This window comes from Tardiphaga sp. 768_D3_N2_1 (assembly GCF_052076105.1).
Classification (GTDB): domain Bacteria; phylum Pseudomonadota; class Alphaproteobacteria; order Rhizobiales; family Xanthobacteraceae; genus Tardiphaga.
The window spans coordinates 3,344,405-3,361,255 of the sequence record NZ_CP197245.1 but is presented as its reverse complement, the minus strand read 5'-3'; the positions used below and the strand labels follow the sequence as shown (position 1 = coordinate 3,361,255).

General features: G+C 63.0%; 15 protein-coding genes. 6 read left to right on the top strand and 9 right to left on the bottom strand.

Annotated elements, in window-relative coordinates:
• The first annotated feature begins 10 nt into the window (after positions 1–10).
• Both AB8A27_RS15945 and catC read left to right on the top strand, forming a co-directional pair.
• Positions 11–1,162, top strand: coding sequence for a muconate/chloromuconate family cycloisomerase (locus AB8A27_RS15945; RefSeq protein WP_441242728.1), 1,152 nt, complete (start codon positions 11–13; stop codon positions 1,160–1,162).
• 27 nt (positions 1,163–1,189) lie between these two features.
• Positions 1,190–1,480: a muconolactone Delta-isomerase gene (gene catC, locus AB8A27_RS15940; RefSeq protein WP_441242727.1), complete on the top strand. Its 291-nt coding sequence runs from the start codon at positions 1,190–1,192 to the stop codon at positions 1,478–1,480.
• 72 nt (positions 1,481–1,552) lie between these two features.
• On the opposite strand, the gene AB8A27_RS15935 is transcribed toward catC, so the two are convergent.
• From AB8A27_RS15935 to AB8A27_RS15920, 4 genes are all read right to left on the bottom strand, one after another.
• Positions 1,553–2,749, bottom strand: a complete 1,197-nt coding sequence (locus AB8A27_RS15935) for a serine hydrolase domain-containing protein (protein WP_441242726.1) — start codon at positions 2,747–2,749, stop codon at positions 1,553–1,555.
• Complete coding sequence (locus AB8A27_RS15930; protein ID WP_441242725.1) at positions 2,749–3,654, bottom strand: PhzF family phenazine biosynthesis protein; 906 nt, start codon at positions 3,652–3,654, stop codon at positions 2,749–2,751. The genes AB8A27_RS15935 and AB8A27_RS15930 overlap by 1 nt, the downstream gene beginning before the upstream one ends.
• Positions 3,655–3,769: 115 nt before the next feature.
• Positions 3,770–4,645 (bottom strand): helix-turn-helix domain-containing protein, encoded by an 876-nt coding sequence (locus tag AB8A27_RS15925; RefSeq protein WP_441242724.1) that lies wholly within the window; start codon positions 4,643–4,645, stop codon positions 3,770–3,772.
• 67 nt (positions 4,646–4,712) lie between these two features.
• The gene (locus AB8A27_RS15920; RefSeq protein ID WP_441242723.1) at positions 4,713–5,198 is read right to left on the bottom strand and encodes a PaaI family thioesterase; all 486 of its coding nucleotides are present in this window, start codon (positions 5,196–5,198) and stop codon (positions 4,713–4,715) included.
• Between the two features lie 227 nt (positions 5,199–5,425).
• On the opposite strand from AB8A27_RS15920, the gene purL reads away from it, so the two are divergent.
• The 3 genes from purL (at position 5,426) to AB8A27_RS15905 (ending at position 11,179) form a co-directional block, all read left to right on the top strand.
• Positions 5,426–7,630: a phosphoribosylformylglycinamidine synthase subunit PurL gene (gene purL, locus AB8A27_RS15915; RefSeq protein ID WP_441242722.1), complete on the top strand. Its 2,205-nt coding sequence runs from the start codon at positions 5,426–5,428 to the stop codon at positions 7,628–7,630.
• Positions 7,631–7,831: 201 nt separating this feature from the next.
• Complete coding sequence (locus AB8A27_RS15910; RefSeq protein WP_441242721.1) at positions 7,832–9,340, top strand: porin; 1,509 nt, start codon at positions 7,832–7,834, stop codon at positions 9,338–9,340.
• Positions 9,341–9,421: 81 nt separating this feature from the next.
• Positions 9,422–11,179: an MOSC domain-containing protein gene (locus tag AB8A27_RS15905; RefSeq protein WP_441242720.1), complete on the top strand. Its 1,758-nt coding sequence runs from the start codon at positions 9,422–9,424 to the stop codon at positions 11,177–11,179.
• A gap of 29 nt (positions 11,180–11,208) precedes the next feature.
• Here AB8A27_RS15905 and AB8A27_RS15900 read toward each other — a convergent pair whose 3' ends face one another.
• The 3 genes from AB8A27_RS15900 to AB8A27_RS15890 form a co-directional block, all read right to left on the bottom strand.
• Positions 11,209–12,168 carry a 2-hydroxyacid dehydrogenase gene (locus AB8A27_RS15900; RefSeq protein WP_441242719.1) on the bottom strand — a complete coding sequence of 320 codons (960 nt, stop codon included), beginning with the start codon at positions 12,166–12,168 and terminating at the stop codon, positions 11,209–11,211.
• Between the two features lie 60 nt (positions 12,169–12,228).
• Complete coding sequence (locus tag AB8A27_RS15895; protein WP_441242718.1) at positions 12,229–13,401, bottom strand: acyltransferase family protein; 1,173 nt, start codon at positions 13,399–13,401, stop codon at positions 12,229–12,231.
• 109 nt (positions 13,402–13,510) lie between these two features.
• Complete coding sequence (locus AB8A27_RS15890; protein ID WP_441244923.1) at positions 13,511–13,873, bottom strand: DUF427 domain-containing protein; 363 nt, start codon at positions 13,871–13,873, stop codon at positions 13,511–13,513.
• 194 nt (positions 13,874–14,067) lie between these two features.
• Here AB8A27_RS15890 and AB8A27_RS15885 point away from each other — a divergent pair, with 194 nt between their 5' ends.
• A complete protein-coding gene (locus AB8A27_RS15885; RefSeq protein ID WP_441242717.1) occupies positions 14,068–14,304 on the top strand; it encodes a BolA family protein in 237 nt (78 codons plus the stop codon).
• Between the two features lie 139 nt (positions 14,305–14,443).
• On the opposite strand, the gene egtD is transcribed toward AB8A27_RS15885, so the two are convergent.
• A complete protein-coding gene (gene egtD, locus AB8A27_RS15880) occupies positions 14,444–15,409 on the bottom strand; it encodes an L-histidine N(alpha)-methyltransferase (protein ID WP_441242716.1) in 966 nt (321 codons plus the stop codon).
• 42 nt (positions 15,410–15,451) lie between these two features.
• Positions 15,452–16,708 carry an ergothioneine biosynthesis protein EgtB gene (gene egtB / locus AB8A27_RS15875; RefSeq protein WP_441242715.1) on the bottom strand — a complete coding sequence of 419 codons (1,257 nt, stop codon included), beginning with the start codon at positions 16,706–16,708 and terminating at the stop codon, positions 15,452–15,454.
• Between the last annotated feature and the right edge of the window lie 143 nt (positions 16,709–16,851).

The window sequence follows — 16,851 nt, the reverse complement described above, 5'->3', positions numbered from 1 at the left end:
AAACGCCTTCATGAGCACCAGCGTGGCAGTCCGCGTCGACGAGGTCGAGACCATCCTGGTCGACGTGCCGACGATCCGTCCCCATAAGTTGTCGATGCATACGATGAACAGCCAGACCCTGGTTCTGGTCATCATCCGCTGCTCCGACGGAACGGTCGGCATCGGCGAGGGGACGACCATCGGCGGCCTCAGCTACGGCGAGGAGAGCCCCGAGGGCATCAAGCTGACCGTCGACACCTATATCGCTCCGGCCATCATCGGCATGGATGCGTCACGCGTTGCCGCGCTCATGGCCGACGTAAAACGGCGGGTGAAGGGCAACCGCTTTGCCAAATGCGCGGTGGAGACGGCGCTGCTGGATGCGCTGGGCAAGCGCCTTGGTCTGCCGGTGTCGGAACTGCTGGGCGGGCGCCAGCACGACACCTTGCCGGTCGCCTGGACACTGGCCAGCGGCGATACCAAACGCGACATCGAGGAAGCCGAGCGGATGCTCGATACGCGTCGCCACAATATCTTCAAGCTGAAGATCGGCCTGCGCTCCGTGGACGACGATGTGGCGCATGTGGCGGCGATCAAGCGCGCTCTCGGCGATCGCGCCAGCGTGCGGGTCGACGTCAACCAGGCCTGGAGCGAGCCAGATGCACGGCGTGGTATTGCCGCCCTGGAGGCGGCCGGCGTGGATCTCATCGAGCAGCCTTTGTCGCGCGACAATCGCGGTGCACAGGCCCGCCTCAGCGGTCGCTTCGCCGTGCCCATCATGGCTGACGAGGCTCTGCACGGCACGACGGATGCCTTCGACATCGCGGCGCGCGGTGCCGCCGACGTGTTCGCCCTGAAGATCAATCAGGCCGGCGGTTTGTACGATGCCGTGAAGATGGCTGCGATCGGTGATGCCGCGGGTCTTGGCCTGTATGGCGGCACGATGCTGGAAGGCGGTGTCGGCACCGCGGCGTCGGCCCAGGTTTTCTCCGTGTTGCCGAAATTGGCATGGGGCACCGAACTGTTCGGCCCGCTGCTTCTGACCGAGGAAATCCTCGCGACGCCGCTGCACTATGGCGACTTCGTGCTGCAGGTGCCGACGGCGCCCGGCATCGGCGTCGAACTGGACATGGACCGTGTCGCATTCTTCCGGCGCGACGGTTACACGCCGCGCGCTCAATAGGCGAGCGCAACAACAGGAGTTTGATCGATGCTGTTTCAGGTCGAAATGGACGTGCAGATCCCGCCCGGCATTGCGCCGGATGTGGTCGAGCAACTGAAAAAGACCGAGCGCGAACGCGCACAGGAGCTGCAAAAGACGGGCGAGTGGCGCCATCTCTGGCGCGTCGCCGGACGCTACGCCAATGTCAGCATCTTCGATGTGGCGAGCAACGAAGCGCTGCACGACATTCTGTCGACATTGCCGCTCTTCCCTTTCATGCGCATCAGCGTGACGCCCTTGTGCCGGCATCCGTCGTCCATTCGTGTGGACGACAAATAGGCGCGGGGAGAGCCTCCGCCAGCGACAGCCCGCACTTTCGCGGCGACGTGCTGCTCACGCAGAGGTGCGCCATCAGCACAATCTTGCAAGCGTATCGAACAGCGCGAGGTTGAGCCGCTTCAGGTTGTTGTCCACCGGCTCCGGCTGGGACGAGAATTTGGCGACGACCATTTCGGCGCGCGGGTCGACATAGAGATACTGTCCGTGAATGCCGAGTGCGAAGAAGGCGCCGTTCGCATTGCCCGTCTGATACCATTTGTTGCGATAGCGGCCCTCTGGCAGCCATTCGAAGAACTTCCCCGCGCGCCAGGCTTCGGCAGAGCCATTGGTGGTCGTATCCGATACCCAATCCTGCGAGACGATCCGGCGGCCGTTGGCCATGCCGCCCAGTCGCATCATCTCGCCGATCCGGGCGAGGTCGCGCGGGGTCATGCAGAAGCCGCCGCCGGTGCGCGGGGTGCCGGCCGCATCGACCGTGATGTAAGCGTCCTGCCGCGCGCCGAGCGGCTGCCACAAGCGCGCAGCCGCAAAGTCGGTGAAACGTTGACCCGAGGCGCGTTCGACCACCAGACCCAGCACATCCGAATTCGGCGAGCAGTAGTGGAAGGGACCGTCGTGATCGCCGGCACCCTTCTGCAGCGAGGCGAGGAAGGCCAGCAGGGAGTCCGGGGTGTCGCCGAGCTTGGACGGCTCGAGCAGGCCGGCGCGACGATATCTGGCGAAGTCGCCGCGCGGATCCTGATAGGTCTCTTCGAAATCGAGACTTACCCGCATATCGAGGATATCGCGTATCCGCGCATCCGCAAAGGCCGAGGATTTGAGTTCCGGAATGTAGTGCGAGACCGGCGCGTCAACATCGATCAGGCCATCGCTGTATAAAATTCCCGCGACGACTGACGTTACCGACTTGCTCGCGGAGAACAGAATGTGCCGGGACTGCGCCGTGAAATTCGGCGCATGGTAGTCCGCAACGATACGGCCGGATTTCATCACGACGACGGCATCGGTCGAGGTCCTGCGCAACACATCGGCGACGCTCGCAGTGCCGTCGCCGACCGGGAATGTCTGCTCGAGGAGATCTGCGGGATCGACAGGTGGATACTCGGTCAGTCCCGGCGTTGCAGGGATCAGGGCCGTCGGAATGAGTTCGGACACGTGACGGAATGCCCAGACATTCCAGGGGGCCTGGCGCCAGTTGCCGAGACGAACGTCGCTTCGCGCAAAACCATAGGCGGCTTCGAAAGCGGAAGATGGGGCCGGATCGGTCATCACGCGATCTTCTCGCAGTCGGTCGGCTGAACCTCGCCGCCGAGCCAGCAGCCGTTGACAGCGCCGTTGTCGAAGCTGAAGCGAACCTTGATCGCGGACGGGCGTTTCATCGCGCGCCCCTGACGAATGGTGATCTGGCGCTCCGACGCCTCCACCATCCGGTTCGCGAGGAGGCCGAAGGATAGAGCGGAAGCCGCGATCCCCGTTGCCGCATCTTCCGGATAGCCCGACGAACTCGGAAACTGCCGTGCGTCAATGATCTGGTTGTCCTGATCGGACACGGCATAGGGATAGAGGCCGGTGGAGTCGATGCCATTGCACAGGCGTTCCATCCGCGAGAAGTCGGGCTTGAGACCATCAAGGATGGAGACGCTCTTCAACGGGATGAGGGTCTTGATCCGGCTCGTCCGCGCATTCTGGATCGGAAACGGTGCCAGGCAGTCGGCACCGATGCCGAGGACGTCGAGAATGTCATCGATGCAGCGGGGCGTATCCGGAAGCGGCTCGACGATCCCTGCGGGCTGCGAGACCTCGACCGAGAGGTCCTGTCCGGCCGACTGGCCAATCCGCGCCTCAACGCGGCCGCTCTTCGTCAGGATCGTGATGCGGTCGCGGCGCAGCCGGCCGAGCTGCTGGAGCAGCCATGTCGCGCCGACGGTGGCGTGTCCGCACATAGACATCTCGTGATTGGGTACCCAAAAGCGAAACTCGAAATCGCAACCGGAGTCCGGCGGTGCCGGCAGGACAAATCCGCTCTCGTGACCGTAGTCACGCGCGACCTGCTGCATCTGCGCATCACTCATGCCGGCAGCATCGACGACGATCGGCGCGGGATTGCCGCCTTGCGGACCCGCCGCAAAGACACTGACAAATCGAACCTGCGGTTCGGCGGACGTTGCGGCCATGTGATGCACCTTCCAAACGGTTCGCGCGTTCGCTGTACGCGTCAGCCAACGCTGCACGGAATTCACCGACACCAGGCTACGGAGGACGTTGCTGCGGCGCGCGTTCCAGCGGGCCCTAGATTTTGATCGGCCGGGCCAGGCGCTTGCGGACTTCGCTCGGCGACTGGCCATCGGCCCGGCGCATGGCATGAGCGAGCGCCGCGCCGCTGTCGAAGCCGACGCGGAGCGCGATCTCGCCGATCGGAAGATCGGTTGCCTTCAACAGCTCGCTTGCATTGTCGAGGCGGAGGCGTTGCTGGAATTCGCCAATCGACGCGCCGGTCCCCGCGCGGAACAACCGCGTGATATGACGCCGCGACACGCCGAAGCGCTCTTCCAGGGCATCGAGCGGAATATCCCGGTCGGCATGAAGGGTGAGATAGTCCTTCAGCTCCGCAACCAGCATCATGCCGTGTTCGCGATGTGAGGCGCTGGATACGGCATCGCCGGCAAGAGCCTCGGCGATGCACTGAACGAGCAGGGCAGAGGACAGTCCATGCCGGACATGCGCATTGCCATAGGCATGTCTGCCATCCCCGACCAGCAGCCCCTGCAGAGCGCGCAGTCGGTCTGACCGGTGAAACAGCCGGGTCGTCGATGTCCTGCGGCGGAATTCGCTCAGCGAGCCGTTCTCTCTTTCGAGGCGCTTCAGGACGGAGCCCGTTGCGTAGATGGCGACGTGGCTGTGTGCGCCGATCCCTGCGCGCGTCTCATGCGCCTGGTTCGGCGGAACGATCGCGAACCGGTCCTGCGACAGCCATGTGCCTTCACGTCCGGCTTCGTGCTTCAGTTCGATCGTCCCGCAGCTTGGCAGGATGAACATCAGGCAATCATGCCAGTGCCACGGCATGGCGTAATCGCCGCGGCCGGCGACGGCCGCATGCTCGTCGTCCGCCGAGATCAGGAGATCCGCGTTAGCCGTGTGACGCAATCGTTCGAATGAACTCAGCATGTTCGGACCCACATATGTCGCCAACGAACCTGGCGGGGTGCGGCAATGCCCGCCAATCGTCGCCCGGTTACTCCGCCGCGACAGCCACCGGCTTCTCGCGCTTCTTCACGCGCTTGATGGTGCCGGAAAACGTCAGCAGCGAACGTTCGCCGGCTTTCAGGATGCCGCGCAGGAAGATCAGCGAGCCACCCACACGTGTCATTTCGCCGTGGCACTCGACCAGCTCGCCTTCCTTGGCGGCGTCGAGGAATTCGCAGCCGAACGAGACGGTGATGCCGGGGCCCTGCAGCTCGCGGGAGGCCAGCGCAAACAGGCAGTAATCGGCGAAGGTCATGAAGCAGCCGCCATGGACGTTTTTCATGCCGTTGAGGTGCTTTTTCTCGACCCGGAAGGCGCAGCGGACGGAGCCGTCGGCCTCCACCTTGTGCCAGAACGGGCCGGAGACCGATTCGAAGGAATCCCGCTTCCAGGTGGTCCAGCCCGCAAATTCCCCCTCCGTCGCGGTATAGGCGTCGGCGCGGAACGGGATGGTGCTATCGAGGGCGACATTCACGGTCTGAACTCCTTGGATTGGCTGCGAAAAGTGTTAAATCCGATCCATCCGGCGGGCGCAATCCGGCGCCGGCGCAGGGCCTTATGCGGGCTCTTTTTCGGGCAATGAGGGCATTGCCCGGGCAAAGCTTGGGACATGCGAGGAACGGGCCTGAATAGGCCTTTTCCGCATGCTCCGATCTCCCTATGAAGAGGCCTTACAGAGCCAGAAAGCCGACGACTGACCCCATGACCGAGCCAAAGATCACCCCCGAACTCGTCGCCAGCCACGGCCTCAAGCCCGACGAGTACGAGCGCATCCTGAAACTGATCGGCCGCGAGCCGTCTTTCACCGAACTCGGCATCTTCTCGGCGATGTGGAACGAGCACTGCTCGTATAAATCCTCGCGCATCCATCTGCGCGGCCTGCCGACCAAGGCGCCGTGGGTGCTGCAGGGGCCGGGCGAGAACGCCGGTGTCATCGATATCGGCGACAACCAGGCCATCGTGTTCAAGATGGAGAGCCACAACCACCCATCCTATATCGAGCCCTATCAGGGCGCGACCACGGGTGTCGGCGGCATCCTTCGCGACGTCTTCACCATGGGCGCACGTCCCATCGCCTGCCTCAACGCGATCAGCTTTGGCGCGCCGGAACATCCGAAAACGCGACATCTCGTCTCCGGCGTCGTCGCCGGCATCGGCGGCTATGGCAATTCCTTCGGCGTGCCCACCGTGGGCGGCCAGACGCGTTTCCACACCCGCTATGACGGTAACAACCTCGTCAACGCGATGGCGGTCGGTTTGGCCGATGCCGACAAGATCTTCCTCGCCGCGGCCTCCGGCGTGAACATGCCCATCGTCTATCTGGGCTCCAAAACGGGCCGCGACGGCATCCACGGTGCGTCGATGGCTTCGGCCGAATTCGACGATGCGTCGGAAGAGAAGCGTCCGACCGTGCAGGTCGGCGATCCCTTCGCCGAGAAGCTGCTGCTGGAAGCCTGCCTCGAAATCATGGCCGCGGATTGCGTGATCGCGATCCAGGACATGGGCGCGGCGGGTCTGACGTGCTCCGCAGTTGAAATGGGTGCCAAGGGCGACCTCGGCGTCGAACTCAATCTCGATGCGGTGCCGACGCGCGAAGAGGGCATGACGGCTTATGAAATGATGCTGTCGGAAAGCCAGGAGCGCATGCTCATGGTGCTGAAGCCCGAGAAGGAAAAACAGGCCGAGGCGATCTTCAAGAAGTGGGGTCTCGACTTTGCCATCGTCGGCTATACCACGCCGACGCTGCGTTTCGTGGTGAAGCACGGCGGCAAGACCATGGCCGACCTGCCGATCAAGGAATTGGGCGACGAGGCGCCGCTCTATGACCGCCCGCATGTGCCGTCTCCGGTGCTGCCGGTGATTCATGCGCGCGACATCGCTGCGCCGTCCTCGGTCCCCGATGCGCTGGAAAAACTGATCGGCACGCCGGACCTGTGCTCGAAGCGCTGGGTGTGGGAGCAATACGACCATGTCATCGGCGGCAACACCGTGCAGCGCCCCGGTGGCGATGCCGCGGTGGTGCGCATCGAGGATGGTCCGAAGGGCATCGCGATGTCGGTCGACGTCACGCCGCGCTATTGCGAAGCCGATCCGTTCGAGGGCGGCAAGCAGGCCGTGGCCGAAGCCTGGCGCAACATCACGGCTGTGGGCGGCAAGCCGCTGGCAGTGACCGACAATCTCAACTTCGGCAATCCCGAGCGGCCCGAGATCATGGGCCAGTTCGTCGGCTGCCTGAAGGGCATCGGCGAGGCCTGCGTGGCGCTCGACTTCCCGATCGTGTCCGGCAACGTCTCGCTCTACAACGAGACCAACGGCCGCGGCATTCTGCCGACCCCGTCGATCGGCGGCGTCGGTGTGCTCGACGACTTCACCAAATCGGCGACGCTGGCTTTCAAAGCCGAAGGTCAGGCGATCCTGCTGATCGGCGAGACCAAAGGCTGGCTCGGCCAGTCGGTCTATCTGCGCGACATCTGCGGCCGCGAAGAGGGCGCTCCGCCGCCTGTCGACCTCGCCACCGAGAAGCGCAATGGCGACGTGGTTCGCGGTATGATCCATGCCGGCACTGCGACTGCCGTGCATGACATCGCCGATGGCGGCCTGCTGGTGGCGCTCGCCGAAATGGCGATGGCTTCCGGCATCGGCGCCAAGCTCGATGCCGCGCCGTCATCCATCGTGCCCCATGCATTCTGGTTCGGCGAAGATCAGGCGCGCTACGTCGTAACTGTCGCGGAAGATCAGTTGCTGACGGTGCTGTCGAAGCTGAAGAATGTCGGCGTGCCCTGCGTGCAGATCGGCAAGACCGGTGGCCACGCGGTGGCCATCGCCGGCGAGCGCGCGGTGGATGTCAAGGCGCTCGTGCATGCGCATGAAAGCTGGCTGCCAAACTATATGAGCGGCAAGGCGTAAGCGACGTCGGTCTCAAGCTATTGTCGCCCGGTCAGACCGGCGACAATAGCGATGACGTTCGAGAACAGTTGTCCGGGCCAATGTGGCGCGGTTGCAAATCGTATCGAAATTTACCTTCATTCACCCATATGTCGTTTTTCTCGCACTTGCCGCCCGGCTCTTTACAGGCATAACCTGCACGGAGCTAACGGGAGGCTTGGAGTGCAAAGCGCGACATTGCCTGCTGCTTTGATCATTGCAGCCGCTGCCGCCTGCTTCCAGGGGGCCGCGTGGGCCGCTGACGTTGCCGCAAACGGGACTTCTGCGGCAACGACGATTTCCCTGCCCAGGACATGCGCTGATGGCCGGGACTTCATCAGCACGGATTGCCAGCTAACCTGGCACGGCATCACGGTCTACGGCACGATCGACACGGGGGCCGGCTGGCAGAGCCACGGCGCATCGTGGGATCCGCGATCCGCCGTCGGAGCCTCATACCTGATCCAGAAGCAGAACAATTCGCCGCGTTGGAGCCTTGCTCCCAACGGTTTGAGCAATTCCACCATTGGCGTCAAAGGGGCCCTGCCGATCGGCGGCGACGTCTCCGGTGTCTTTGCTGTCGATGCGGGCTTCGACCCATACTCGTTGCGACTATCGAATGGGCCGGGATCGGTCGCTGCAAACGCCGGCGTCCCGCAAAACCTCGCAACCGCGTTCTCCGATTCCAGCCGGGCGGGGCAGTGGTACAACGGCGTCGGTTATGTCGGCGTCAGTTCTCCAAGCTACGGCACTCTGACAGTTTTCCGACAGAACTCGCTGACCCTTGACGCTGTCTTCGATTACGATCCCTTCGGCGGCTCCTACGCCTTCTCCCCTATCGGCTTTCAGGGAATCACATGCGGCGGTGGCAATACCGAGAACTGCAGAAACTCGACGTCATTGAAGTATAAGGTCAATGTCGGTCAATTCCACGCAGCTGCGCTATGGCAGTTCGGCGGCTACGCCGACAACAATGGCTCGAATGGTGCGTATCAGTTCCAGGTCGGAGGCGACATCCGATCGTTGGGCACCGGCGTGCTTTCGGTCGACGTGATTTACAGCTTTGTCAGGGATTCGGTGTCGCTCGCACTTGCGCCGGGAAGCAACAACGCCAACGGCGTGCCGATACCGCCGTTCTTGCCGCAGACTCTGACAGCGACGATCTCCGACAATGAAGCTGTGATGCTTGTGGCGAAATACACCAACGGACCGTTGAAGCTCTACTCGGGTTACGAACATATTCGATATGCGGCGCCGAGCAATCCGCAGACAGCCTTTACCACTATTGCAGGTGACTTTGTTTGTCAGGGCTGCGCGGGATTCAACAACACGAATATCAACAACACTGCATTCGGTATGAATGGTCTGGGAAACAAGACATTCCAGGTGATGTGGGTGGGCGGCAAATACGCTGTGACTGAAAATCTCGATGTGATCGGCGCCTATTATCATTATATCCAGAACTCCTTCTTCGGCACCGCCGCCGGGGGGCTCGCCCCCTGTTCGGGCACCGAGCATGCGCAATGTGCCGGAACGTTCGACGGGATTTCTGCCGCTGTCGATTGGCGGTTTGCACCGAAGTGGGATCTCTATTCGGGCATCATGTTCACGCAGGTGAGTGGCGGATTGGCCTCTGGCTTTCTCCAGCGCAACAACATCGCTCCAACGGTGGGCTTGCGGTTCCGCTTCTGAAAGCCGGGCAGAAAAATCTGCGGGAGCGGCGTTGGCGTGGCGATGCTAGACTGCATCCTGCAGTCGCGGGGAGACGACGTCATGGCTCGCTTGCTTTCGGTCAATGTGGGCCTGCCGCGCGACATCCCGTGGCAAGGCAAGACCGTTCACACCGCGATCTGGAAAGCCCCGGTTCAGGGCCGGCGCATGGTCCGCCGCCTCAACATCGACGGCGACGGGCAAGGCGATCTGGCGGGGCATGGTGGCGAGCACCGCGCCGTGTTCGTCTATCAAATGGACTCCTATCGCTTCTGGCAAAGCGAACTCGGCCGCAATGATTTCAGCTATGGACAATTCGGCGAGAATTTCACCGTCGACGGCCTGACGGACCGCGAGGTCTGCATCGGCGACCGCTACCGGATCGGCAGCGCGTTGTTCGAAGTGACGCAGCCGCGCGTCACCTGTTATCGCGTTGGCATCCGCATGAATGAGCCGCAAATGGCCGCGCTGCTGGTTGCGCGCGGCAGGCCCGGTTTCTATCTGCGCGTCATCGAGGAAGGCGAGGTCGGGGCCGGCGACGAGATCGTTCAGGTCACGACCGGTGCTGAGCGCATGAGTGTCGCAGAGATTGACGCGCTGCTTTACAGGCCCGGTCATCCTCGCAACGAGCTCGTGCGTGCACTGCGCATTCCCGCGCTCAGCGCAGGCTGGCGCGGATCCTTCGAGGCGCTGCTCGCGCAAGAGGACAATGGCGGGGCTACTGGAAATGCCGGGCTTGGTCCGGCGTCCACGCCACCGGCCTGGGCCGGCTTCCGTTCGCTGCGCGTGTCGCGCAAGGTCCGCGAAAGCAGCAGCGTGATGTCCCTGGAGCTTGAATCGGCGGATCAACGTCCGCTGGCGACGGCGCTTCCCGGCCAGTTCGTCGTGTTGCGCCTTGGTCTTGCGCCGGGCACGCCGGCGCTGCTGCGCAGCTATTCGCTGTCCGGCGAACCCAGCGACCTCCGCTATCGCATTAGCGTCAAGCGCGAGCCGCACGGCGTAGCCAGCGGCTATATCGACGAGAACGTGCAGATCGGCGATGTGCTGGAAGTGAGTGCGCCGCGCGGCAACTTCACGCTGCGGCTGGGCGATGGTCCGGTCGTGTTGCTGAGTGCTGGAGTCGGAGTGACGCCTGTCATGGCCATGCTGCACGCATTGGCGGCCGAGGCGTCGCCGCGAAATATCTGGTGGCTCCATGGCGCCCGCCATGGACGCGAGCATCCGTTTGCCCAGGAGGCAAAAGCCATGCTCGAGGTCTTGGCGCATGGCCATCGCCACATTCGCTACAGCGCGCCCGATCCCGCCGACAGGTTGGGTACGGATTTCGATGCCCAGGGACATCTGGATATCGCAGCGCTGCGCGAGCTCGACGTCCCGCGCGACGCCGACTTCTTCATTTGCGGGCCGACGGCCTTCATCAACGAACTGACAGCGGGGCTTGCAGCCTGGGGCGTTGCCAAAACCCGTATCCATGCCGAGCTGTTCGGCGCCGGTCCTTCAAGCACTCCGGGTATCGCCGCCTCTCCGCAGCGGCTGCCGCATCTGCCGGAAGGAGCCGTGGGTGACGGACCAATGGTGTCGTTCGCACGCAGCGGCCTGAACGTGCATTGGGGGCCGGCGTTTCAGAACCTGCTCGAGCTTGCCGAAACGTGCGATGTGCCGGTGCGGTGGTCGTGCCGCACGGGCGTCTGTCACTCCTGCGAAAGCGGGCTTGTGGCCGGGACAGTCGCGTACCAGCCTGATCCGGTCGATTTGCCAGCGGCCGGCAATGTCCTGATCTGCTGTGCCCGGCCCGAGGGCGATGTGGTCGTGGATCTCTGATGTTGTCGCGGAGGCGCCATGCCAGTGTCTCAATAGCTCAGCGTCCGATCCACCACATGCAGCAGTGGCTGCCCGCTTTCAGCCCGTGCGATATTCTCCGCGATTTTCTCTGCTGCGGTCGAGACCCGCGTCGCCGCTGCGATGTGGGGCGAGATCGTGAGGCCCGGATGCGACCAGAACGGGTGGCCGGGTGGTACGGGCTCGGTGCGGAAGACGTCCAGCGTGGCGTGGGCCACTTGTCCGCTGTCGAGCGCTGCGATCAGCGCATCGTCGTCGATCAGCGTGCCGCGTCCCGCATTGATGATGAAACTCGCCTTGGGCAGCAGCGCCAGCCGTTCGGCATTCAGGAGGTCGATGGTCTCCGGGGTTTGAGGCAGCAGTCCCACAAGGATTTCCGCCGAGGCCAGCGCTTGTGGCAGGCTTTCCATTCCTGCGAGACAGCGCACGCCCGGCACCTCGCGCGCGCTGCGGCTCCAGCCGGTGACGCGGAAGCCGAGTTGCGCAAGCGCGGTCGCCGCAGCCGATCCCAATTCGCCGAGACCCAGCACCGTCACCGATCGATCTGCGGCGAGCGGCGGCACATGCTGCTCCCATGTCAGCGGCTTCTGGCAGACATAGCGGTCCGTCCCGAGATGCGCGCGCAAGGTGTGGCCCACGACCCATTCGACCATGCCCTGCCTGAGGCCGTCATCGACCATGCGACACAAAGGCTGCGTCAACGTCGTATTGCCGACGATCTTCTCGACGCCAGCCCAAAGGCTCAATACGGCGCCCGCATTGCTGAAAGGGGCGAAATCGGTGATGGGACCGCCGGTGGCATGGATGATGTAGTCGACATCGGCAGGCGCGATCTCGCCCAAGAGGCCGACGCACGCTTCAATCTTTCGGTCCCGAAGCGCATCGCGAATGGGCTCGCGATAGTCATCGAACAGCGCCGGCGTGACGTTGAAAAGAAGAGTGATCGCTTTGTCGCCGTTACGCGCGCGCATGTCGGTCTCCTGCAGATTACTGTCAATGTCGGATATCGGAAAAGGGCGCTGTGAAACGGATTACAATACCCTTTTCACGCCAGGGATCGCGCGCAACGCCCGCGTTGCCGCCCAGCTTGCCGCCAGCGTTCCCGCGAAGGCGATGAAGGCTTTCGATCCGGCACCCAGCGGCGCGTTCAGCAGTGCATATTGCAACCACAGCATCGGAATGTAGTGCAGCACGAAGATGCCATAGGCATCGCCGCGCAGTGGGTCGAAGATGCTCTTCTCGCGCTGGCCGAAACGCAGGAACAGTGCCAGCACCGCGAGGCAGATCAGCGTGCAGGCAACCGCATAGATCACGCCATAGCTGGACTGCCACCAGAACGGCGGCGCGCCGGTGAGGTTGGCGAGCTTCATGCGGCGGAAGTTGACGAGATAAGCGAGCGAGGCAAAGGAGGCGGCGGCAGCGATGGTCCACCACAGCCATCGCCGCGCCAGCGCGCCGGTGCGGGCCAGCAGGCCCTGGTCGATATTGGCGGCGCCGATGCCCATGCCGGCGAAGAAGAACACGCCATAGATCGCCATGCGGCTGAACTGGACCTGCAGCGGCCCCCAGCTGAACCAGCGCACGGCGCCGACCGTGAACAGGAAGGGGACATAGGAGATCACCGCGACGACGGCGAGCGCGGCGGCGAACAACCACGGGCGTTCGAAGGCACGGATCGACAGCCGGTTGATGCCGTCCACCAGTCGCGGCGCGAGCAGGAAGACCGGGATCGCGACCAGGTCGAGAAACAGCAGATACCAGATGAACCAGCCGGGGCCGGCGAACCACTGGCCCTGTTTGAAATTGTTGACGTAGAATTCGACAAAGCCGGTCTTGTGCGTCGACAGGCTGAACGACGCGTAATAGGCGATCGGCATCAGCACGAAGATCATCGCCAGGAAGGGCAGGCCGAGGCGGAGCGCGCGGTCGCGCAGGAAGTCGCCGATGCCCTTACGCTTCAGGCTTGGCCAGACGAACAGGCCCGACAGCATGAACATCAGACACATGAAGAAGGTGTCGTTGAACAGCGTCAGGATGTTGAAGCCGATCCAGCGCTGGCTGTCGACGATCGGTGCCGTCGACCACAGATAGTGGTTCGGGTAATAGCGCCCGAAGGCGGTGTAAGCGACCGCCGCGTGGTTCGCCAGCACGAGCAGCGTGACGAAGGTGCGGGCGCGATCCAGCGCGGCATTACGGTCTGACATATGAACGGCGAGCCCCCTCGCTTCCGCGCGCAACAGGCGCCGCCGGGCGCATCAAGGATGCGCACCGTCATGATAAATGTCGAAAGCCGCTTCGGCAATCAGCCGAGGATCAAGCGGGCACTTCCTCGATTTTCACCTTGTCTGGATAAAATGCCAGATAATCCTTGATCTCGGCCATCGCCGGAAACGGCGTCTCATAGGTCCAGATCGCGTTGTCCAGCACCTTGTCTGATGTCTTGATGCTGTAATAGTTCGCGTCGCCCTTGTACGGGCAATGCGTCACACGGTCGGTGCGCGATACCGCGTCCATATTGGCGTCCGTGCGGGGGATATACACCACTGCGGGGTAGCTGGCCTCCTTGAGGGTCAGGGCATTGGTCGTGTCGGCGATCACGATGCCCCCGGCAGAAACGCGGATATGTTTGCCGGCGGGTGCAATGGTGATCGGGTGGTCCGGGCCGGGAAGCTTCATAGTCAAACCCTCATGCAGGCGCATTGTGACGGTCATGGTTCACTCCCTCAGATGTGCGATCCCTCCGGCCTTTAAAAGGGGCATGCAAGGGATTATCATCAGAAAGCCGTGACGTCGTGCAGCAGCCGCGATAGGCTTGCAACCCGAGGCGGCACCGACTGGCCGCGATTCGAACCTTTCTGGAGACCCGATTAATGCCGATGGACGCCCGCGATATCGAGACCATGATCAAGGCCGCGATTCCCGACGCGCAGGTGACGATCCGTGATCTGGCCGGTGACGGCGACCATTACGCAGCAACCGTGATCTCCGAATCCTTCCGCGGCAAATCCCGCGTCGCCCAGCACCAGATCGTCTATCAGTCGCTGAAAGGCCAGATGGGCGGTGTCCTGCACGCGCTGGCGCTGCAGACGGGTGTGCCGGAGGGGTAGGCTCAATCCTCATGGTGAGGAGGCGCCACTTGGCGCCGTCTCGAACCATGAGTTGTGGAGCACCTGAGCCTGCCGCCATCCTTCGAGACGCGCGCAACAGCGCGCTCCTCAGGATGAGGGCTGAGTGTGGAGCAGTTTTTTACTCCACCGCCATCAGCGCATGCACCGAGAAGTGCTTGTCCGCATCTGTCCATGACGCCTTTGGCTCCCAGCCCGAGCCGCGGGCCAGCGCCGCAAAACGCTCGATGCTGTATTTGTAGCTGCTCTCGGTGTGGATGCTTTCGCCGGCACGGAACGCGAAGCTGCGGCCGAGCACATGCACGGTCTGCGGCTTCCTGGCGATCAGGTGCATCTCGATGCGGTGGCGTTCCTTGTTGTAGATCGCGCGGTGCGTGAAGGCCGAGAGATCGAAATCGCCGCCGAGTTCGCGGTTGATGCGCACCAGCACATTCATGTTGAACTTGCCGGTGACCCCCGCCGCATCGTTATAGGCGGCGTGCAGCAGCTTCTCGTCCTTCTCCAGATCGATGCCGATCAGCATCAAGGCGTCCTTGCCGAGAATGGCGCGGGCGGAGCGCAGGAAGGCGCAGGCTTCGTGCGGCTCGAAATTACCGAGGGTCGAGCCCGGGAAGAAGCCGACCTTCGGCATCATCCGGATATCGCCGGGAAGGTCGAAAGGTGCGGTGAAGTCGGCATTCACCGGCAGCACCTTCAGGCCCGGGAAATCCTTGCGCAGCTCGGCTGCCTGCGCCTGCAGGAAATCGCCTGAGATATCGACCGGCGCATAGGCGCCGACGTCGCATTCATCCAGCAGCAGCCGCACCTTGGTGGTGGCGCCGGCGCCGAATTCGATCAGTGCGGCGTTCTTCGGAATGATGGCGTTGATGTCCTTGCCGCGCGAGCGGAGAATGCCGAGCTCGGTACGGGTCGGGTAATATTCCGGCAGCCTGGTGATCTGTTCGAACAGCTCGGAGCCGGCTTCGTCATAGAAGTATTTCGGCGACAGCTTCTTGGGATGCTGCGACAGGGCTTCGGCGACATCCGCAGCAAATGCGGATGCCGACGCATTCAGCAGCGACAGTGCCAACGGGGCATGAACGTTCATGTCATTCTCCTCAACGCTTTCAAGCGCCGTGATGTCAGGAAATCAGCTGCCGTAATCGGCCAGCCGCAGGCCCGTGAATTGCCAGCGATGGTGGGGATAGAAGAAATTGCGATAGGTGACGCGGCTGTGATCGTCGGGGGTCGCCAGCGACGAGCCGCGCAGCACCAGTTGATTGATCATGAACTTGCCGTTGTATTCGCCGAGGGCGCCTTCGATGGCGCGGTAGCCGGGATAGGCTGAATAGGATGACCGCGTCCATTGCCAGACGATGCCAAAGGCATCGTTGAGCTGACCGGCGCGCGCTGCGACTTCCCATTCCATTTCGGTGGGCAGATGCTTGCCGCTCCAGCGTGCAAAGGCGTCACATTCGTAATAGCTGACGTGGCACACCGGCGCGTCGAGATCGATCGGCTGCAAGCCGGCGAGGGTCATGATCTGCCACTCGCCATTGACCTTGCGCCAGTGACCTGGCGCCTGCCACTCCTCGCGGGCGACGGTGGCGAAGCCATCCATCAGCCACAGCGTGGCTTCGGCGTAGCCACCCGCTTCCATGAAGGAGAGCCATTCGCGATTGGTGACGAGATTGCGTGCGAGCTTCACCGGGCCGACGAGGGCGCGGTGCGCGGGTTTCTCGTTGTCGAAATGGAAGCTGTCCGAAGCATGGCCGATGGTGTGGATGCCCTCGGTGAGCGTGGTCCACGCATCGCCCGATGTTGTCCGTGCTGGAAACCGCCAGTTGGAATCATAGGCTGGCGGGATCGGGTTCTGCGCGAAGGCATGCAGGATGTCGGTCAGCATCAGCTCCTGATGCTGCTGTTCGTGGTTGAAGCCGACTTCGAGGAGGGGGATCAGCGAGGTCAGTTTCTCGTCCGACGTCTCGTTGAAGAATTTGATGACCGCCGCATCGACATGTCGGCGATAGGCGGTGACTTCGTCAGCGGTGGGCCGGGTGAGGTGGCCGCGCTGGGCGCGGGCGTGGCGCGGGCCGGCGGAGACGTAATAGGAATTGAACAGATAGGCGTAGTCGGGGTGATAGACCTTGTAGCCGGGGGCGTGATCGCCGAGCAGGAATTGCTCCCAGAACCAGGTGACGTGGGCGCGGTGCCACTTCGCTGGCGAGGCGTCGGGCATCGACTGCACCAATTGATCCTCCGGGGAGAGCGGGGCGGCGCGACGTTCGGTTTCGTGGCGGACCGTCAGGAAGGCGTCGCCCAGTCTTTGGGCCAGAGAGCCTGCGGGGCCGGACTGGGACGCAGGGGACGCGGTACCTGTACTCGCGGCGGAAGCTGGATTCGTCACGAAAGTCTCCGATTTTGGAGAGAACGTTGCTCTTGGTGATGGGTTCCCGAGCAGCCTGTCCTAAATAGGTCGTCGGATTGGTTATAAAAGGCCCGTCGTCATATGATCTTTGGCCCGGCGGGACTTGGCAAAAACTGCGGAAA